Here is a 20,547-nt window from a genome sequence, read left to right on the forward strand (position 1 = left end):
TGCGGCTTTTTTTATTTGAATAAAATTTACTTACTCAAATACATTTTTCTACGTGAGTATAAATCGTAAAATTCATCATCTTTTAAACTATCTATAAACAAAATGCTCTCCCCTGTACTTTTCATTTCAGGTCCTAAACGCTTGTCTACATTCGGGAATTTATTAAATGAGAATACAGGTTGTTTTATAGCATAACCTTCTAATCGTGGTTTAAAATCAAAATCCGTTACCTTCTTCTCGCCTAACATCACTTTAGTTGCATAGTTTACGTAAGGCTCTTTGTAAGCTTTTGCAATAAAAGGTACCGTTCTAGAAGCTCTAGGGTTAGCTTCTATAATGTAAACCGTATCATCTTTAATAGCAAATTGTATATTGATTAATCCTACTGTGTTCAAAGATCTAGCAATGGTATGTGTATGATCTATAATCTGTTGCATCACTAAATCCCCTAAGTTAAATGCTGGCAAAGTAGCGTTAGAATCACCAGAGTGCACACCACATGGCTCAATATGCTCCATGATTCCGATGATATAAACATTTCCATCTGCATCACAAATGGCATCAGCTTCTGCCTCTATAGCGCCATCTAAATAATGATCTAATAAGAGTTTATTATTAGGGATTTTTCTGAGTAAATCAACAACATGTTCTACTAACTCTTCTTTATTGATTACAATTTTCATCCCTTGCCCTCCTAATACATAAGATGGTCTTACTAGAATAGGGAAATCCAATTCATCTGCTAAAGCCAAGGCTTCATCTGCATTTTCAGCTACTCCAAATTCTGGGTAAGGAATATTGTTTTCTTTTAATAACTTAGAAAAGCTTCCTCTGTCTTCAGCTAAATCTAGAGATTCAAAGCTAGTACCAATAATTTTAACACCGTACTTGGTTAATTTTTCAGCAAGTTTAAGCGCTGTTTGCCCTCCAAGTTGTACAATAACACCTTCTGGCTTTTCATGACGAATAATGTCGTAAATATGTTCCCAGAATACGGGCTCAAAATATAATTTATCTGCTGTATCAAAATCTGTAGATACCGTTTCAGGATTACAGTTAATCATAATAGTTTCATAACCACATTCAGCAGCCGCTAAAACACCATGTACACAACAGTAATCAAACTCAATACCTTGGCCAATTCTATTTGGTCCAGAACCAAGAACTACTATTTTCTTTTTGTCTGTAACTACACTTTCATTATGCACATAAGTTTCTCCTTCTGGAGTTTCTATAGTATTTTCGAAAGTAGAATAGTAATATGGTGTTTTTGCTGTAAACTCAGCAGCACAAGTATCAACCAATTTAAATACACGTTGAATATTAAATTCATCTCGCTTATTATACACTTGACTTTCTAGGCAACCTAGCATATGAGCAATCTGACGGTCTCCATAACCTTTTTGCTTAGCTTCAAGTAATAAGTCTCTATCTAATGTATCAATAGTATATTTTGAAATTTCTTTTTCTAACTGGAATAATTCCTCATATTGCTTCAAATACCACATATCTATTTTTGTGATATCATAAATTTGACTCAATGGGATTCCCATAGCAATAGCGTCGTATATAACGAAAACACGATCCCAGCTTGCATTAGTTAGCTTATCAATAACTTGGTTATAATCACTATACCCCTTACCATCAGCTCCTAAGCCATTTCTTTTAATCTCTAAAGATTGAGTAGCTTTATGAAGTGCCTCTTGGAAAGAACGTCCAATTCCCATAACCTCTCCAACAGCCTTCATTTGAAGTCCTAAAGTTCTATCTGATCCTTCAAACTTATCAAAATTCCAACGTGGTATTTTTACAATCACGTAATCTAAAGTTGGCTCGAATAAGGCTGAAGTAGATTTTGTAATTTGGTTATCTAATTCATCAAGCGTGTAGCCTATAGCTAATTTTGTTGCTATTTTTGCAATAGGATAACCTGTTGCTTTACTTGCCAAAGCAGACGAGCGCGATACACGTGGATTAATTTCAATAGCAATAATGTCTTCTTTTTCATCAGGACTAACAGCAAATTGCACATTACACCCTCCTTCAAAATCACCAATACTACGCATCATTTTTATAGCCATATCACGCATCTTTTGAAACGTTTTATCACTAAGTGTCATCGCTGGAGCTACTGTTATTGAATCTCCTGTATGAATCCCCATTGGGTCCATATTTTCAATAGAACAGATAATTACAACATTATCATTCCTATCTCTAAGTAATTCTAATTCATACTCTTTCCAGCCCATCATTGCTTTATCAATCATTACTTCATGAATCGGAGACACCTCTAATCCGTGACGCAATAATTTATCAAAGTCTTTTTCCTCATAAACAATGGCTGCTCCAGCGCCTCCCAAAGTAAAAGACGAGCGAATACATAAAGGAAACCCAAACTCTTGAGCAATTTCTTTTCCTTTCAAGAAAGATGTTGCTGTAGCCTGTGGAGCCATACCAACACCTATTTTACCCATCAGCTCTCTAAACTGCTCTCTATCTTCGGTTATATTAATTGCATTAATATCTACACCTATAAGTTCTACATTAAAATCTTCCCAGATTCCTTTCTCATCAGCTTCAATACATAAATTTAAAGCAGTTTGACCTCCCATGGTTGGTAAAACCGCATCAATTTGAGGGTGCTCCTTTAAAATTTTTATAATCGATTTTGTATTAAGAGGCAACAAATACACATGATCAGCCATCGAAGGATCTGTCATGATGGTTGCTGGATTGGAATTAATTAATATGGTTTCAATTCCATCTTCTCTTAAGGATCTTAAAGATTGAGACCCTGAATAATCAAACTCACACGCTTGTCCTATAACAATAGGTCCTGAGCCAATAATTAATATCGATTTTAATTTAGGATTTTTCGGCATTTTTTAGAGGTTATATATGTTGTTTATAATGTGTTGCAAAAATAGTAATCAGCAGATATAAAAAAAGGCGTTACACTTAAGTAACACCTTTAAATTATCAACAATTGTTAATCATTATTTCTTATGTCTAGTTTCAGATGAAACAGATAATCTTTTTCTTCCTTTAGCTCTTCTACGCGCTAATACCTTTCTACCATTAGCAGAAGCCATTCTTTCTCTGAAACCGTGCTTGTTTCTTCTCTTTCTTTTAGAAGGCTGAAATGTTCTTTTACTCATTATCTTGTATCTTTAAAACTGATTGTAATTTCTAAAATAGATGGCTTTATCAAAACCGAGGGCAAATATACAAAGCCTTTATTACTTTGCAAATCATTTTTTAAAAAAAATAATAAATATTTTTACTTGTTTAAAACACCTTAGTAAACCTTTATTTATTTGGGATTAGCATACATTTAATAAAATACCAATGCGCCTATTTTGATAAAAATTTAGTTTCTTTGCAGTCTTTAAACTCAAAAGCAGTTTGTATTATAAACAAAGATGCTTTTAATTACATTAAAAACACGTCATGTTCAATAAAAATATAAAACTTATTATAGCTGCTGGAATTCTTTGTTATGCAGTGTATCAATTTACTGAAAGTTATATAGGAAATGGTATTGCATTAATTTTTCTAGCTTTAATCTTTGTTTTCTTATACTTTAAAAATGAATTTATATTATTAGCATTTTTAAGATTGCGTAAACAAGATTTTCCCGGTGCTAAAAAGTGGTTGAATAAAATTAAAAATCCTGAAGCCGCACTTGTTAAGAAACAACAAGGTTATTATAATTATTTACATGGTATTATGATTTCCCAAGATAATATGAATGAAGCAGAAAAGTATTTTAAGAAAGCTATTTCGTTAGGATTATCTATGGATCATGACTTAGCTATGGCTAAATTAAACTTAGCTGGTATTGCATTTTCTAAGCGTAGAAAACAAGAGGCACAGAAATTACTCGCTGAAGCACAAAAACTTGACAAACAGGGTATGCTAACAGATCAGATAAAAATGATGAAGCAAAATATGAAACAAGCTGTTGGCCCTAACCAGCATTTTGGTGCAGGTGGCTCTATCAGGTCGCAAAAAAGAAGAGCAAGGTAAACCTTACTCTAACTTATAACTCTTATACTTTAAAATTTATTTTAATTTAAGGAATAAAAACCTTCTTTGGGAATCTCAACATAATATTGTTTACGAGATTTGTTATTAAGATGTGGCTCTCGCAACCATGGATTATGTAATTTTAAGAGTTTGTAATTAATTCCAAAACGTGCTGCAAACTGTGTAAAATCTGTTACAGCAGTATCAACTTCAACTCTATATGTTGGAACATAAGAATACAAATCTTTATCTCTAAAATTGAACCCATACTTTTTAGGGTTAGACAATATTTCTTTTAAGGCTACAATTCTAAACAAATAACGACCTGTTTCTTCTCCCAAAAGCAAATCGTAATAATTTGAAACCCCTTGTTCCTTTAAACGTCTTGAGACTCCTGCATTACCAGCATTATAGGCTGCTGCAGCTAGAGTCCAAGACCCCAATTTATTTTTAGCCTCCAATAAATATTGACAAGCTACTTCTGTAGATTTTTCTAAATGATAGCGTTCATCAACATTTTTATTTACTTCTAATCCGTTTTCCCTTCCTGTTGCAGGCATAATTTGCCACACTCCTCTTGCTCCTGCAGGGGAAACAGCATTAGTTAATCCGCTTTCTATAACTGCCAAATACTTAAAATCATCTGGTACACCATGTCTAGCCAATATAGGTTCTATAACGGGAAAATATTTTTTAGCACGTTTAAACATTAATAAACCGTTTGATTGCCAGTAAGTATTAACAAGTAATTCTCTATCCATACGCTCTAAGATATCTGGATTCTCTAGTGGCATAGGCTCGCCAGCAAAATTCAAATCTCCAGGAACTTGTAGCGCATAAACATTATAATCATTTATTAATTTAGTTTCAAAATTTTCATCGGTAGGCGCGTCTTGAAGTGCATAAATAAATAGCGCACACAAACTTAATAATCCCACAAACGCCAGAGCTTTCTGTATAATCTTCATTGTAATAAGTTTTTCCTAAAATTAAAAAAAATAGTTTAGCTACCTAGAATTAGTCGAGGTAAATTTTCATTAAACCATTTGTATTTATTGATGATAGCAATATGAGTGCCATTTTTAATAACAATAGCATTTTTAATATTTTCTATTGGGAATACAGAATCTTTATCACCGTGAATATGAATGATATCTGAACGAAATGCAACTTGTTGCCAACACACCATTTCTTTTATAGCCCAACTTAAATATTTACTATCGTTTACTGATAAATACATCTTATAAAGCTCTAAACGTTTTTTTATATTTTTACCAAAGGCATATTTCTCAAAAACATCAATTTTACTAGCCAATTGTGTAGGTGCCAACAAATAAGCTTTAGTCGCTTTTACTAAAAGCATTTTTTTTGGTAGTTCTCGCATACTCTTAACACTTGATACGATAATAAGTTTTTTTACTGAAACATGTTGACTCATTTCTTGTACCAAAACACCTCCAAAAGAAACCCCTAATAAAACAATATCTTTATGCTTTATGCTTTGAGATAATCTTTTTGCATAATCATTCAAGCTTTCATTATCAAGCGGTATTATCCATTCCAGATAATGCAATTGGAATGCATTTTCTGGTAATTCTATATGCTCAAAAATTTTGGAGCTTGCTGCCATTCCTGGCATTAAATAAACATGTATTATCTGCTGAACCATAAGGGATTAACCTTTAACTTACTTTCTTTTAATGATTTTTTTTTGTAATTTTGCACAAAGTTAGAGAAATAGTACTCACTATTTTAAATTTCCTAGAACTAAAAATATACAATATGGTTGAAGCTGCAGAATTAATTGATAATGATTTTTTACGTCAATTCGAAATTAAAGTTGATAATGATTTAGCAATAATTGAATACTCTCTACAAGAACGAAAAATCTTTTTAACCAAATTAATAATACCTGCATCCATACAAAGTGAAGATTTTAAAAAAGAATTTTTATCGCTTGTTTTTGAAGAAGTTGCATCACGCAATTTAAGCGTTATGCCAACATGCCCTTCCATTGCTAAATTTGTAAGAAGTAATAGAAAATATAAACGCATGCTTCCAGTAGGTGTTAGAATATAGAGGCACTAAACGCCTTATCAATAAAAAGCCGAAACTACTAAGTTTCGGCTTTTTATTTTATTTATTTGCTTAATGATTACTTATTGTAAACCAAAGTTAAATCTTTTGTTTCTATTACTTGAGTAAAATCTTCATTGTAAATTTTTATTCTATCTTCAAATACTAAAAATATTTGACCACCTTCAATCTCTGCTACACTTTCTCCAATTGTAATCATTGAATTTTCAATAGTGTACTCAGTAGCTAAACTTACAATTCCATCAGTATCACAAGTAATTTCAAAATTATATGTGTTGGTTTCGCTATTTAGTAATGAAATATTTAAATCAGGATTAAATGTTGTATTCAATGAAACTACACCGTTTTTATCAAAAAACAAGGTTTCGTTTCTAGAGCAATCAATCTCATCTAAAAGATTTGTACTTGCTATACCATCATTATTCATATCTAATCCATCTTCAATATTCCAAGCATTTAGTGTCCAAACGCCAACAATTGATGAATCATTAGAATCTTGTGTATCATCCGTAGAACAACTGGTAAAGCTAACCAGTAGTATAGCGCAACATAGGCTTAAAAGTAATTTTTTCATATTGGGGCATGATTAATTACTTGTAAATGTATAATCAGAGAAAAGATTCTCACAAAAAATAAGCTAAACGACTTAAATACAGGGTTTATTCGTCGAAATTCTGTAGACACTAGTTTGATAGCACTTGTAAAAACTCAAATCTAACTATGCCATCATCATCAATTTTAGTAAGTTCAACTTGATGTAATGTATTAATCAATTCTGGATTCCAAGGCGCTTTTACTTTCACGTAGTTCTCTGTAAATCCATGAATATACCCTCCTTTATTTTCGCTTTCAAATAAAACAGTACGTATACTTCCAAGTTGTTTTTCGTAAAATGCACGGCGCTTTTTAACAGATAAACCTCGTAACATTTTACTTCGTTTGCTTCTCACATTACTTGGTACTACACCATCCATTTCAGCGGCCTCGGTATTATCTCTTTCAGAATAAGTAAACACGTGTAAATACGATATATCTAACTCGGTTAAAAAGTTATACGTTTCTAAAAAATATTCTTCTGTTTCCCCTGGAAAGCCAACAATTACATCAACACCAATGCATGCATGAGGCATAACTTCTTTTATCTTAGCAACACGATCTACATACAATTCTCGCATGTAACGGCGTTTCATTTTTTTCAAAATTTCATTACTTCCCGATTGTAATGGAATATGAAAATGAGGGACAAATGCCCTAGACTTAGAAACCAAATCAATCGTTTCATTTTTAAGTAAATTTGGCTCGATAGATGATATTCTTAAACGCTCAATCCCTTCTACCTTATCTAATTCTGCAACTAAATCTAAAAACGTATGTTCATGTTTTTTATTACCAAACTCACCTTTGCCGTAGTCACCAATATTAACTCCTGTTAAAACAATCTCTTTTATATTTTGCTTAGAAATGTCTTGCGCATTTTTCAAAACATTTTCCATGGTATCACTTCTGGAAATACCGCGGGCTAAAGGAATTGTGCAATACGTACATTTATAATCGCAACCATCTTGTACTTTTAAAAACGCTCGTGTTCTATCCCCAATGGAATAACTACCTACATAAAAATCGGCATCCTCTATTTCGCAGGAATGTACTTCTCCTAAATCATTTTTAGAGAGGTCGTTTAAATAATCTGTGATTTTAAATTTTTCAGTTGCTCCAAGTACTAAATCTACACCATTAACATCTGCAAGTTCTTGTGGTTTTAATTGCGCATAACAACCAACAGCAGCTATAAAAGCATCAGGGTTTGCTTTTTGTGCTTGCTTTACTATGGTTTTAAAACGCTTATCAGCATTTTCGGTTACTGAACAGGTATTAATCACATAGATATCTGCTTTTTCTGAAAAATCTACACGATCAAAACCTTCATCATTAAAGTTTCTTGCAATTGTAGAGGTTTCTGAAAAATTCAGTTTACAACCTAATGTATAAAATGCAACTTTTTTGTTCATTATATTTTCATTTCCGTGAAAACAGAAATCTCTTTATATTTATATTTGTCATTCTAACAAAGAATGAACTATTTATAACTTGCACTTCAACTGCGCTCAGTGTGACAATCAAAATTAACAAGAGCGTGCAAATTTACAACTAATAAGTTAGATGATAAAACCGTTTTTTAATCAAATAATACACTATTTATCAATTAGTTGCATCCTTGTTTTTCTTTTTTCTTGTGGAAATAATTTAAATTCTAATAAAGACCATCTTGTTTTTAGGTATAACGAGTATGCCAACATAAACACATTAGATCCTGCCTTCTCCAGAACTTTACAAGACAATTCTGTTTGTAATCAATTATTTAATGGCTTAGTTCAATTGGATAGCGCATTAAATATTTTACCGTCCATAGCTAAAAAATGGTCAATTTCTGATGATGGTTTAAAATATTCATTCTCATTACGTGATGACGTCTATTTTCATAAACATGAATTATTCGGGAAAGACTCTACCAGAACAGTTACAGCTGATGATTTTACTTATAGCTTAAACCGTTTAAGAGATAAAAAAATTGCAGCTCCTGGAAGTTGGGTTTTAAACAAGGTTAATGATTTTAAAGCTGTTAACGACACTCTTTTTGAGATTACTTTAAAGCAACCATTTCCTGCTTTTATTGGTTTGCTTACCATGAAATATTGCTCTGTGGTTCCTAAAGAGGTTGTTACCCATTATGGCACTGAGTTTAGATCGCAACCAATTGGCACTGGCCCTTTTAAATTTAAGCGTTGGGAAGAAAATATCAAACTTGTTTTTAGAAAAAATGAAAATTACTTTGAAACCGATAAGAATGGAATTCAACTACCCTATTTAGAGGCCGTTGCTGTTACTTTTTTACCTGATAAACAAAGCGAATTTTTACAATTTGCACAAAACAATATAGATTATGTTTCTGGTTTAGACGCCTCGTATAAAGATCAATTATTAACCGCAGATGGAAAGCTTAGATCGCAATATACAGAATCTGTAAACATGATAAGAGGACCTTATTTAAATACTGAATATCTTGGGTTTTATTTAGATTCTGAAACTCCTGAAATACAATCAGCATTAATCCGAAAAGCTATTAACTATGGTTTTGATAGAAAAAAAATGATGATTTATTTACGAAATGGCATAGGAAATCCGGCGAATGGAGGTTTTATTCCCATGGGCCTTCCTGGTTATAATAAATCTGTTGGGTTTACCTATCAACCAGAGAAAGCAAAACAACTCGTTAAGCAATTTAAAAAAGAAAGCGGTATTAAAAACCCTGAAATTAGTTTAGTAACTACAAGTAACTACTTAAGTTTTTGTGAATTTATTCAAAGAGAATTAGAAAAAACAGGTTTAACAATTAATGTTGATGTGATGCCTGAAGCCACTTTAAGATCTGCACGTTCTAACGGGAAAGTGGATATGTTTAGAAGTTCTTGGGTTGCTGACTATCTGGATGCTGAAAATTACTTATCTATTTTTTATAGTAAAAACTTTGCCCCCAACGGCTCTAACTATTTTCATTATAAGAGTACAAAATTTGATAGCTTGTACAACAAGGCGTTTAGTATTACTGATATTAATGAACGAAAGCTTTTGTATACAACTATGGATTCATTAGCTATGGAGAAAGCGTTAATGGTGCCTTTGTTTTATGATGAAGTAGTACGTTTTACTAGAAAAAACGTTAAAGGATTAGGGATTAATCCTATAAATTTATTGGACTTGAGATATGTGAGCAAGGATTAATTTTCTTCTGCAGTTTTACCAATATCTTCAATCTCATCTTTTACCAATAGTATAGATTTCTTCCATTTCTTCTCTAATGAGACATACAACCCCCAAACGGCTAAGAGGCCTACAGGTAAACCCAGTAAATTAATACCAAAATTATTTTCATAATCTATACCCCAATTAAAGATATAAATATCTAGAAGAGCTAAAGCTATACCAAAAACAAATCCTGCTGCATAATATACAATAACACTTAAAATAGCATATAACCACTTACTTTTATCATATTCAATAGATAAATCGTAGAATCGTTTCCCTATAAAGTAGATTAATAAAATTCCTAACATAGTATTTTGTATTCTTATGGTTTCTAGTTGCTAAATAACCTAAAAACATTAGGCCTAACTTTTTATTTGTTGATTAGCGCGTTAGGGATTGAGCAATTGTTGGAGCTCCTCGCAGAGAGCGACTTGTGAAAGCCCGACCCTTGTGGTAACGCCAAAACTAATTTCGTCTGTGCTTTTTAGTTGCTTCAAAAACATGCTCGAGAATTGCTTGATCTTGCTCTGAAAACTCCATTTTTCGTCTTGCCATAACCACTTTGGCTACTTCAAAAGCCTTTTTAGTCAAGTAAGTTGTGAAGCCGCTATTACCTCCCCAGCTAAAACTTGGTACGAAATTACGTGGGAAGCCACTGCCAAAAATATTGGAGCTAACTCCAACCACAGTACCTGTATTAAACATCGTGTTTATACCGCATTTACTATGATCTCCCATCATGAGACCACAAAATTGAAGTCCCGTTTTAGCAAAACCTTCTGTTTGATAATCCCATAAACGTACCTCGGCATAGTTGTTTTTTAGGTTTGAATTATTTGTATCTGCACCTAAATTACACCACTCGCCTAAAACGGAATTACCTAAAAAGCCATCGTGCCCTTTATTAGAATATCCAAAAATAACCGAGTTATTTACCTCGCCGCCAACTTTACTATGTGGCCCCACGGTAGTTGGACCGTAAATTTTAGCCCCCAATTTTATACCGGCACTTTCGCATAATGCTAATGGTCCTCGTATGATAGACCCCTCCATAATTTCGGCATTTTTACCAACATAGATTGGTCCATTAGTAGCGTTAAGTGTTGTGAATTCTAATTTTGCACCTTCTTCTATAAAGATGTTTTCTGGAGCAATAACATTATTACTTGCTGGAATTGGCTGCGATACCCTATCTTTTGTAATTACGTTAAAATCTTCTTGAATGGCTTCTCCATTTTTAGAAAAAATATCCCAAGTATTTTCTATTTTAATAATATCTTGAGTAAACTCAATTGCATCATAATTTTCAAAATTAATATCATCTTGGGCTTCTTTGGTAAAAAACGCAATAACTTCATCATCTTTAAAAATAGCTTGGTTTTCTTTTAAATCTTTAACCATTTCTACCAACTGTAAGTTTGGCAAATAAGATGCATTTACCATAATGTTTTCATCCATTTCTACCATAGGGAACTTATCAGAAAGATAATCTTCTGTAACCGTTGTTGTTGTGGTTTTTAAGTAAGCTTCCCATTTTTCTCTTATGGTTAAAATACCAACTCGGATATCAGCTACAGGCCTTGTGAATGTGAATGGTAACAAACTGTTTCGTGAAGGGCCATCAAATAGAATGTAATTCATAGTAAAATTTGAAAATTTGAAGCTAAAAGTCTAAAATCTTATTACTTTATACTTAAAACTCAATATTTAAACAATAATAGATTGTTGTAAAAGTAAAAAAGCCTCTCTATAGTAGAAAGGCTTTTTATAAATATCTTTTAGACTAAACTTATTTTTTAAATTTAGCATATTTAGTTTTAAACTTATCAATACGACCAGCAGTATCTACTAATTTAGATTTACCAGTGTAATACGGGTGTGATGTTCTTGAAATCTCCATTTTTATGAGTGGGTACTCAACACCATCAACTTCAAGAGTTTCGTTTGTCTCTGCAGTAGACTTTGTTAAGAACACATCATCATTAGACATGTCTTTAAATGCTACTATTCTATAATTTTCTGGATGTATACCTTTTCTCATCGCTAAATACTTTTATTACTTTCAATTTTGGAAGTGCAAATTTAACCATTTTTTACTAATGCACAATGTTTTTTATTATTTTTTAATTTGATTTCAAATGTAACGTTTTACTATCTTTGGTTACTAACCTTTCAACTAACAAATTAATTAAAATATCATGGAAAAATCTTTAAAGTCTATTGCTACAAATTACGGTTTATATTTAGGTGTGTTTTTAGCGCTAATTACTGTAATAGCTTATGCTGTTAATTTAGAACTTCTAACCAATATGTGGTTGGGTATTGCTATACTACTTGTTATTGTTGTGTTCGGAATTATTGCAGTTGCCAAAGTAAAACAATCTCAAAACGGATTTGCTTCATTTAAAGAATCCTTTACATCTTTCTTCATCACTGTACTTATAGGTTTATTGATAAGTACTGTGGTTTCTTTTTTAATTTTCAATGTTATTGATACGGGTGCAGCTGAAACCTTAAAACAAAAAACTATTGAACAAACTGTTCAAATGATGGAAGGCTTTAATGCTCCTGTTGATGCTATTGATAAAACTGTAGAGCAAATGGAATCTCAAAATCAATTTGGTATTGTAGGGATATTAAAGAGTTTAGCTTTTCAATTAGTACTTTTTAGTATTATTGGATTAATTGCTGCTGCTGCTATGAAAAAAAATAACCCAGACGAAGCATAAATTCTGTATTTTTGAATATTATTTTGAAATCATTCTAAATGCAGATATCTGTAGTTATACCACTACTAAACGAAGAAGAATCATTAAAAGAGTTACATGATTGGATTGCAAAGGTTATGCAATCCAATCATTTTTCATATGAAATCATTTTTATTGATGATGGAAGTACTGATAATTCATGGAACACTATTTCAGATCTATCTATCAAGAATTCACATGTTAAAGGCATTCAATTCTTAAAGAATTTTGGAAAATCTCAAGCATTGCATGCAGGTTTTGAAAAAGCACAAGGTGATGTGATTATTACTATGGATGCCGATTTACAAGACAATCCTGATGAAATTCCCGAGCTTTACAACATGATTACAAATGATGATTATGATTTAGTGTCTGGTTGGAAAAAGAAACGCTACGATTCTATTATAGCAAAAAACTTACCTTCAAAATTATTTAATTGGGCTGCAAGACGTACATCTGGTGTTAAACTTCATGATTTTAATTGCGGTCTTAAAGCTTACAAAAAAGAGGTTGTTAAAAATATTGATGTTAACGGCGAAATGCATCGTTATATTCCACTACTCGCAAAAAATGCTGGTTTCAGCAATATTAGTGAAAAAGTAGTACGACATCAAGCTAGAAAATATGGACAAACTAAATTTGGAATGAATCGATTTATACATGGGTTTTTAGACTTAATTACCATTTGGTTTTTATCACACTTTGGGAAACGCCCGATGCACCTTTTTGGAGCACTAGGTTTTATTATGTTTGCCATTGGCTTTATGTTTGCAGCATATCTAGGGGTAGATAAATTATTCCTCAATCCCACAGGAAGGCTTATTACTCAACGTCCACAATTCTATATCGCTTTAGCAACTATGATTATAGGTACACAATTTTTTGTGGCTGGTTTTTTAGGTGAACTAATTCTTAGAAATAGAACCGATAAAAAACGTTATTTAGTAAAAGATGTATTAAATTAATTAAGTACTACCCAATGGTTAGAACTTTTGCCAGTATGCTTCTGGAATTAGCTAAATGAATCAAATTAACAAGGATTTTACAAGTCATAAGATACTAATCATTCATAAATTTGATCAGTTCAAAAATACTAACCAATGCGTAATCTCTAATACAATTCTTAACTTCTATTAACATTTTAAAAAATAAATTACTAATTTTAATTTTACTTTAAAAATCAAATCTTAAACAGTACTTTATAAACATTATCTTTAGGCAAATGCTTACTTTTGTCTTACTATACACTAATACTATTATGATACACATTGAACCAAAAATCTTAGAGCGAATTAATACGTGGCTAATCCCTACTTTTGATGAGGACACACAGAAAACCATAAAAGATAGTATTGCTAATAACCCTAAAGACATTCAAGAAAGTTTCTATAAAGACTTGGAGTTTGGAACTGGAGGAATGCGTGGTATAATGGGTGTGGGTACTAACCGTATTAATAAATATACCTTAGGAAAAAGCACGCAAGGTTTAAGTGATTATCTACATGAGCAATTCCCAAATGAAACTCCAAAAGCTGTTATAGCTTTTGATTGTAGACATAATAGTAAAACACTTGCAAAGGTTGTAGCTGATGTTTTTTCAGCTAATGGTGTTGAAGTTTATTTATTTGAAGATTTACGTGCTACGCCAGAATTATCTTTTGCGGTTCGTCATTTAAATTGCCACTGTGGTATAGTTTTAACAGCATCTCATAATCCGCCAGAGTACAACGGCTATAAGGTATATTGGGGAGATGGAGGACAATTAGTCCCTCCTCATGATAGTGCAGTAATTAATAAAATCAATGCGTTGGATTATGCTGATATTAAATTTGAAGAAAACAGTGATTTAATACATTACATAGGAAAAGATGTTGATAATGTATTCATCAATGCCTCTGTAGAAAACGGCACAGTAGGAGCAACACAAAACGCTAAAGATAACCTAAAAGTGGTATTTACATCGCTACATGGAACATCCATAACCGCAGTTCCTGAAACTTTAAAGCGTGCTGGCTATAAAAATGTATCTATAGTAAAAGAACAAGAAGTACCAGATGGTGGGTTTCCAACGGTAAAATCACCTAACCCTGAAGAACCCGCTGCACTAAAAATGGCTTTAGAACTTGCAGAAAAAGAAGGCGCCGATATTGTTATAGGAACTGATCCTGATTGCGACAGATTAGGTGTTGCTGTAAGAAACTCTGAAGGCGAACTACAATTATTAAACGGTAACCAAACCATGATTATGATGGTTGATTTTCTATTGAAAAAATGGAAATCCGAAAACAAAATAAAAGGTAAAGAGTTTATTGCAACCACCATTGTTTCTACTCCAATGCTAAATAAACTTGCTGATGCTTATGGTGTTGAAAATAAAATTGTACTTACTGGTTTTAAATGGATAGCAAAACTTATTAAAGACTATCCTGAGTTGGATTTTGTTGGTGGTGGAGAAGAAAGTTTTGGTTTTATGGTTGGCGATTTTGTTAGAGATAAAGATGCTGTAACTTCTACACTTCTAGCCTGTGAAATTGCAGCCATTACAAAAGCAAATGGGAGCTCTTTCTTTGAAGAATTAATTAAACTCTATGTTGAACATGGTTGTTATAAAGAAAAACTGATTTCATTAACCAAAAAAGGTATTGAAGGCGCTGAAGAAATTAAGCAAATGATGACTGATGCACGTCAAAACCCATTAACTATTGTAAATGGCTCTAAAGTTGTTAAAATAGAAGATTATGAATCTGCCACTTCTAAAAATTTAATAACAGGAGAAACTAGTGCAATAGATATTCCTAAATCAAATGTAATTATTTATTACACTGAAGATGGTAGCCAAATAGCATTGAGACCTAGCGGAACAGAACCAAAAATTAAGTTTTATGTAAGTGTGAATTCAAAATTGGATAGCCCCAATGGTTTTAAAACATTAGAATCAGAATTAGATTCTAAAGCTGAAACCATTCTCAAGGATATGAATCTCATTTAGTGGGACATTTTACCAACATATTAAAATATGCTAAACCCTATAAAAAATATGCTTTAGGGCATATAATAGCTAATGTGTTTTATGCCTTGTTTGGCACCTTATCGTTTATAGCGTTAAAGCCTATGTTGGATGTTATTTTTGACAAAAAAACATTGGCTCCAAAGTCTTTTCCAGAATTTAAAGGTTTAAATAACATAAAAGATTATGCAGAAGAGGCTCTAATCTATTACATGGATGATTTTACTGGTGGCGATAAATCCAAAGCCCTAGTTTTTGTGATTGCACTAATAATCTCCATGTTTTTACTAAAAAATATTGCTGGGTATTTAGCAAACTACTTCATGGTATTTTTACGTAATGGTGTTATTAGGGATATAAGAAATAGGGTGTATAAGAAAACTGTTGAGTTACCATTATCTTTCTTTTCAGAGCAACGCAAAGGCGATATAATTGCAAGAGTTACTGGAGATGTTAATGATTTACAATATTCCTTTTTACCTGTTTTGGAACTTATTGTAAGAGAACCTCTCACTATAATTTTTACCATAATTGCTATGCTTATAATAAGTCCGCAATTAACATTGTTCGTTTTTATATTTATACCCATAATGAGCTTTATAATTTCAAGAATTGGAAAAAGCTTAAAGCGCAAGTCTACAAGAGTTCAAAGAGAACAAGGTGTTTTCTTATCTACGCTTGAAGAAACGTTAACAGGATTGCGTATTATAAAAGGCTTTAATGCTGAAGAGACTTTTAATGATAAGTTTCAAGAATCTACAAATCGCTCATATCATTTTAGGAATAAATTATTGAACCGACAAAACTTAGCATCACCTACAAGTGAGATTCTTGGTATTTTAATGATTTCTGGCATCCTTTGGTACGGCGGAAATTTAATACTAAGTGGAGACCAAAAATCTGTACTGGATGGCAGTATGTTTTTGGTATATCTTGGGCTTTCATATCAAATTCTAACACCCGCAAAAGCCATAACTCGAGGTATTTACAACATCAAAAAAGGAGGAGCTGCTGCAGAGCGTATTCAAGAAATTATAGATGCTCCTAACCCTATAAAAGATAAACCTGATGCCATTGAAAAAACTGGTTTTGATAGCACAATAGAGTTTAAAAACATCTCATTTAAATATGATAAAGAATATGTTTTAAAAAACTTCTCTTTAACAATTCAAAAAGGCAAGACAGTAGCTTTAGTAGGACAGTCTGGTAGCGGTAAATCAACGATTGCAAATCTCATAACACGTTTTTACCATGTTAATGAAGGGGAAATTTTAATTGATGGCATAAACATTAATGATTTAACTACAAGTTCTCTAAGAAATAAACTTGGTATCGTTACACAAGATGCTATTTTATTTAATGATACCATCGTAAATAACCTAAAACTTGGAAAACAAGATGCCACAGATGAAGATGTTATTGAAGCTTTAAAAATTGCCAATGCTTGGGAATTTGTTAAAGATTTATCTGAAGGCATTGAAACAAACATTGGAGACGCTGGAAGCAAATTATCTGGTGGGCAAAAACAACGTTTAAGTATAGCCAGAGCTGTATTAAAAAGTCCTCCAATTATGATTTTAGATGAGGCAACCTCAGCGCTTGATACAGAAAGCGAGCGCGTTGTTCAAGTAGCTTTAGAAAACATGATGAAAAACAGAACATCAATCGTAATAGCACATAGACTATCAACCATTCAAAACGCTGATAACATTGTGGTATTAAATAAAGGTGAAATTATTGAACAAGGTAAGCATGATGAACTTATTGCAAAAAATGGGGCCTACAAAAAGCTTGTTGATATGCAAAGTTTAGATTAAGCAATCTTAATTTTATAAATAAAAAAAAGGATAGAGATTTGGGGGCGTCTATCCTTTTCTGTTTTTGCTAGACTTGGGGAAGACTAACACATAAGTAGGTTTCTGATACAAACATATAACATAAAAACCTATACTACAAGAAAAAATGCATTTTATCGTATATTGTTTACACTTAATCGATAAAAAATAATTTAATGCTCTGATTTACAGAATAGTAAAATAATTCAAAAAACACCTTTAAACTTTTAGTATATTTAGTAGTCTAAATACCAAACAATTGTTTGTGATTGACGAAGCACAACTTATAAAACAACTACAATCTAAAACTAATAAGAACGAAGCCTTTAAAGAGCTCTTAGGCCTTTACAAGGAACGTTTATATTGGCATATTAGAAACATCGTAAAATCTCATGATGACGCAGATGACGTGCTTCAGAATACATTCATCAAAATCTTTAAAAACATTGATAAATTTAAAGGGGATAGTAAATTGTTTTCTTGGATTTACAGAATAGCTACTAATGAATCTATTACCTTCATAAATAAAAGAGCAAAACAATTACAAATAACTAACGAAGAGGTTCAGCAATTAACAATAAACAATTTAATATCGGATGTCTATTTTGAAGGTGACGCTATTCAATTGAAACTCCAAAAAGCTATTTCAACATTACCTGAAAAGCAACAATTGGTGTTTAATATGAAATATTTTGAAGATATAAAGTACAAAGACATGTCTCATATTTTGGAAACTAGTGAAGGAGCCCTTAAAGCATCATATCATATTGCAGTTAAAAAAATAGAAGCGTACTTAACTGAAAATTAAACCTTTCAACAATTTATAAGTCAAATAAACAAGAGCATACTCAATGAAAAACAAGAATCTACATAATATTAAATCATCTGGATTTAAAATTCCTGAAGAATATTTTGATACTTTAGAGAAAAAGGTTCTTAATAAAATTGATGGTGGTTATACTTTAAAAAACATTAAATCTAATAGTTTTAAAGTACCAGAAAATTATTTTGATACTATTGAATCACGTATTACTGAAAGGTTATCAGAAGAAGATCAGGACACTAAAGTAATTTCACTAATCAACAAAAAAACGGTTATTTATATTTCAAGTATTGCTGCTGCTATTTTGATTTTATTCAATCTAACTATTTTTGATAATCATCCATCTTTTGATAATTTAGAAACCGAAACTGTTGAAAATTATATCTTAGACGAAAATATAAGTTCTTATGAAATAGCATCCTTATTTAGTACTGATTTACTTAATGAGAGCGATTTCGTCGAACATGATTTTGATGAGGAAAACCTTAAAGAATATCTATTAAACAATGCTGATATTGAGGCTTTAATGATAGAGTAACACTTAAATAAATGAAAAAGATAATACTTATAGCCATATGCTTTGTGTCATTCACTATGATGGCTCAAAAAGACAAAAGAGAACAAATAAAAGCCCTGAAAGTAGCTTTTATTACAGAACAACTCAATTTAACAGAGAAAGAATCACAGAGTTTCTGGCCAGTATACAATGCCTTTGAGCAAGAAAAGAATAATATTAGGTTTAAAGAAATGAGAGCCATCAGAAAAGACATTAAAGAAAACCTAGATACCATGACTGATGCAGAAGCTAATGCGCTTATTGAACGATTAAATAAAGCAGAAAACAGTATGCATAAATTAAGAACGGAATTACCTCAAAAACTCTCTAATATTATACCTGCAAAGAAAATAATTAAACTCAAAGTTGCAGAAGAAGACTTTAAAAAGAAAATGCTCAATGAGCTAAAAAAACGCAAAAAAGAGAGAGGTTAGTTAACCTCTCTCTTTTTTGAAAACAAATTTAAAATTAGTCTTTAATTATTTTTTTAGAAACAGTTACTCCTGAATCTAGAATAATACTCATTAAATAAAGCCCATTTGAAAAATTACTAACATCTATCTTCAAATCAGATGTTGATAGTATTTTAGTCCCAACTGTATTAAATATATCTATTTTCTCAATAGCTTCTGAAGATTTAATAGTTACATAATCTCTTGATGGATTAGGAAATATATCCATAGAAACCTGCTTATTTACAGCCTTATTCAAGCTTAAGACATTATTGTAATCGTAAGTCGTTCTGTAATTATTTGTGCTTGTTTCAGAAAGTATTTTATTAAAGTATGGATAGTCTTCATATAAATATTCAAATCCGTTGTCATCAGCAAATGGATTATCGAAACTACTCATTAAAGCTGTCATATCATAAGCATAAGTAATTGTTTCGTCTCCACCTCCACCACCAGCAAAAGCATCAGTCTCTGATATTCTATTTCCATTACCATCAACTACATATGAAGTAGTAAAGACCTCTTCCCAAGCCATACCATTTCTAATATCGAATTTCACAGATGCTATTCTATTATTACCATCGTAGGTAAAACTATCTCTACCTTCCAACACCCAAGTAGTTCCATTCCACTCTTCTTCAATAATTTCATCAATAGTACCATTGCCATTATAAGATACGGTAGATTGAAACGTATTTGTCCATACAGAACCATCATAATCCTCTGAAATACCACCAGTTAATGTTGTACCAGAATATAGAATTGTTGATCTTGACTCTGCAACCCATGCACCAGTATCCCAAGTATAACTTTCAATTAAAGATAAATCACCATTCCCGTTGTAAGTATAAACTATTCTTTCATCGTTTTCATACATACCAGTAGATGAATTATAACTCTGATAAACCTCAACAGTTACCTTATTACTTCCGTTATAGGTATAAGAAACTTTTCCCGAAACTTCCCAATTTAAGCCATTCCAAAAAAAATCTGTTTCACTTATTAAATTACCATTTTCATATTCGTAGTTGTAACCTGAACTATTTATCCAAGTACCTCCTCCAATATCTACTTCTTCAATAGAAGACAATAGTTGGTTTTGACCGTAACAAATTGTAGAGAGAATTAATAAACATAGTAGTGTAATTTTTTTCATAATACTTAAGGTTTTTAATTTGATTAATTAACTAACTTAAA

The 20,547-nt window shown here is 31.8% G+C and carries 20 protein-coding genes; 10 read left to right on the top strand and 10 right to left on the bottom strand.

Features of this window, described 5'->3' with window-relative positions; translation table 11 throughout:
• Positions 1-26 precede the first annotated feature (26 nt).
• Together carB and rpmH are read right to left on the bottom strand one after the other, a co-directional pair.
• Positions 27-2,882: a carbamoyl-phosphate synthase large subunit gene (carB, locus tag Q0772_RS12505; RefSeq protein WP_298345263.1), complete on the bottom strand. Its 2,856-nt coding sequence runs from the start codon at positions 2,880-2,882 to the stop codon at positions 27-29.
• 114 nt (positions 2,883-2,996) lie between these two features.
• Positions 2,997-3,158, bottom strand: coding sequence for a 50S ribosomal protein L34 (rpmH, locus tag Q0772_RS12510; protein WP_042244185.1), 162 nt, complete (start codon positions 3,156-3,158; stop codon positions 2,997-2,999).
• 292 nt (positions 3,159-3,450) lie between these two features.
• Here rpmH and Q0772_RS12515 point away from each other — a divergent pair, with 292 nt between their 5' ends.
• Positions 3,451-4,029 carry a DUF2892 domain-containing protein gene (locus tag Q0772_RS12515; protein ID WP_298345271.1) on the top strand — a complete coding sequence of 193 codons (579 nt, stop codon included), beginning with the start codon at positions 3,451-3,453 and terminating at the stop codon, positions 4,027-4,029.
• A gap of 41 nt (positions 4,030-4,070) precedes the next feature.
• Here the strand turns inward: Q0772_RS12515 and Q0772_RS12520 are convergent, their stop codons facing one another.
• Positions 4,071-4,997: a lytic transglycosylase domain-containing protein gene (locus Q0772_RS12520; protein ID WP_298345274.1), complete on the bottom strand. Its 927-nt coding sequence runs from the start codon at positions 4,995-4,997 to the stop codon at positions 4,071-4,073.
• A gap of 35 nt (positions 4,998-5,032) precedes the next feature.
• Positions 5,033-5,698 carry an alpha/beta hydrolase gene (locus Q0772_RS12525; protein ID WP_298345277.1) on the bottom strand — a complete coding sequence of 222 codons (666 nt, stop codon included), beginning with the start codon at positions 5,696-5,698 and terminating at the stop codon, positions 5,033-5,035.
• A 113-nt stretch (positions 5,699-5,811) separates the two neighbouring features.
• Between Q0772_RS12525 and Q0772_RS12530 the strand changes: the two genes are divergently transcribed.
• Positions 5,812-6,108 carry an N-acetyltransferase gene (locus tag Q0772_RS12530; RefSeq protein WP_298345280.1) on the top strand — a complete coding sequence of 99 codons (297 nt, stop codon included), beginning with the start codon at positions 5,812-5,814 and terminating at the stop codon, positions 6,106-6,108.
• Between the two features lie 76 nt (positions 6,109-6,184).
• Here the strand turns inward: Q0772_RS12530 and Q0772_RS12535 are convergent, their stop codons facing one another.
• The gene (locus tag Q0772_RS12535; RefSeq protein ID WP_298345283.1) at positions 6,185-6,700 is read right to left on the bottom strand and encodes a hypothetical protein; all 516 of its coding nucleotides are present in this window, start codon (positions 6,698-6,700) and stop codon (positions 6,185-6,187) included.
• A 109-nt stretch (positions 6,701-6,809) separates the two neighbouring features.
• Positions 6,810-8,135 carry a tRNA (N(6)-L-threonylcarbamoyladenosine(37)-C(2))-methylthiotransferase MtaB gene (mtaB, locus tag Q0772_RS12540; protein ID WP_298345285.1) on the bottom strand — a complete coding sequence of 442 codons (1,326 nt, stop codon included), beginning with the start codon at positions 8,133-8,135 and terminating at the stop codon, positions 6,810-6,812.
• A 151-nt stretch (positions 8,136-8,286) separates the two neighbouring features.
• Between mtaB and Q0772_RS12545 the strand changes: the two genes are divergently transcribed.
• Positions 8,287-9,906: an ABC transporter substrate-binding protein gene (locus tag Q0772_RS12545; RefSeq protein WP_298345288.1), complete on the top strand. Its 1,620-nt coding sequence runs from the start codon at positions 8,287-8,289 to the stop codon at positions 9,904-9,906.
• On the opposite strand, the gene Q0772_RS12550 is transcribed toward Q0772_RS12545, so the two are convergent.
• From Q0772_RS12550 to Q0772_RS12560, 3 genes are all read right to left on the bottom strand, one after another.
• Positions 9,903-10,238, bottom strand: coding sequence for a hypothetical protein (locus Q0772_RS12550; RefSeq protein ID WP_298345291.1), 336 nt, complete (start codon positions 10,236-10,238; stop codon positions 9,903-9,905). The two genes, Q0772_RS12545 and Q0772_RS12550, sit on opposite strands and share 4 nt — an antisense overlap.
• Before the next feature lie 157 nt (positions 10,239-10,395).
• Positions 10,396-11,571 carry a putative sugar nucleotidyl transferase gene (locus Q0772_RS12555; RefSeq protein WP_298345293.1) on the bottom strand — a complete coding sequence of 392 codons (1,176 nt, stop codon included), beginning with the start codon at positions 11,569-11,571 and terminating at the stop codon, positions 10,396-10,398.
• Positions 11,572-11,719: 148 nt separating this feature from the next.
• Entirely contained in the window at positions 11,720-11,971 is a 252-nt protein-coding gene (locus tag Q0772_RS12560; RefSeq protein WP_298345296.1) for a type B 50S ribosomal protein L31, read from the bottom strand.
• Positions 11,972-12,128: 157 nt separating this feature from the next.
• On the opposite strand from Q0772_RS12560, the gene Q0772_RS12565 reads away from it, so the two are divergent.
• From Q0772_RS12565 to Q0772_RS12595, 7 genes are all read left to right on the top strand, one after another.
• Complete coding sequence (locus Q0772_RS12565) at positions 12,129-12,659, top strand: DUF4199 domain-containing protein (RefSeq protein ID WP_298345299.1); 531 nt, start codon at positions 12,129-12,131, stop codon at positions 12,657-12,659.
• A gap of 38 nt (positions 12,660-12,697) precedes the next feature.
• Positions 12,698-13,642, top strand: a complete 945-nt coding sequence (locus Q0772_RS12570) for a glycosyltransferase family 2 protein (RefSeq protein WP_298345302.1) — start codon at positions 12,698-12,700, stop codon at positions 13,640-13,642.
• A 293-nt stretch (positions 13,643-13,935) separates the two neighbouring features.
• Positions 13,936-15,666: a phospho-sugar mutase gene (locus Q0772_RS12575; protein ID WP_298345304.1), complete on the top strand. Its 1,731-nt coding sequence runs from the start codon at positions 13,936-13,938 to the stop codon at positions 15,664-15,666.
• Positions 15,666-17,501 (top strand): ABC transporter ATP-binding protein, encoded by a 1,836-nt coding sequence (locus tag Q0772_RS12580; protein ID WP_298345307.1) that lies wholly within the window; start codon positions 15,666-15,668, stop codon positions 17,499-17,501. The genes Q0772_RS12575 and Q0772_RS12580 overlap by 1 nt, the downstream gene beginning before the upstream one ends.
• A 283-nt stretch (positions 17,502-17,784) precedes the next feature.
• Positions 17,785-18,327: an RNA polymerase sigma factor gene (locus tag Q0772_RS12585; protein ID WP_298345309.1), complete on the top strand. Its 543-nt coding sequence runs from the start codon at positions 17,785-17,787 to the stop codon at positions 18,325-18,327.
• Positions 18,328-18,370: 43 nt separating this feature from the next.
• Positions 18,371-18,880: a hypothetical protein gene (locus Q0772_RS12590; protein WP_298345312.1), complete on the top strand. Its 510-nt coding sequence runs from the start codon at positions 18,371-18,373 to the stop codon at positions 18,878-18,880.
• 11 nt (positions 18,881-18,891) lie between these two features.
• Positions 18,892-19,332, top strand: coding sequence for a sensor of ECF-type sigma factor (locus Q0772_RS12595; protein ID WP_298345315.1), 441 nt, complete (start codon positions 18,892-18,894; stop codon positions 19,330-19,332).
• Between the two features lie 34 nt (positions 19,333-19,366).
• Here Q0772_RS12595 and Q0772_RS12600 read toward each other — a convergent pair whose 3' ends face one another.
• Positions 19,367-20,506, bottom strand: coding sequence for a T9SS type A sorting domain-containing protein (locus tag Q0772_RS12600; protein ID WP_298345318.1), 1,140 nt, complete (start codon positions 20,504-20,506; stop codon positions 19,367-19,369).
• Between the last annotated feature and the right edge of the window lie 41 nt (positions 20,507-20,547).

Origin of the sequence: uncultured Algibacter sp., from assembly GCF_947490405.1 — a bacterium.
Classification (GTDB): Bacteria; Bacteroidota; Bacteroidia; order Flavobacteriales; family Flavobacteriaceae; genus Algibacter_B.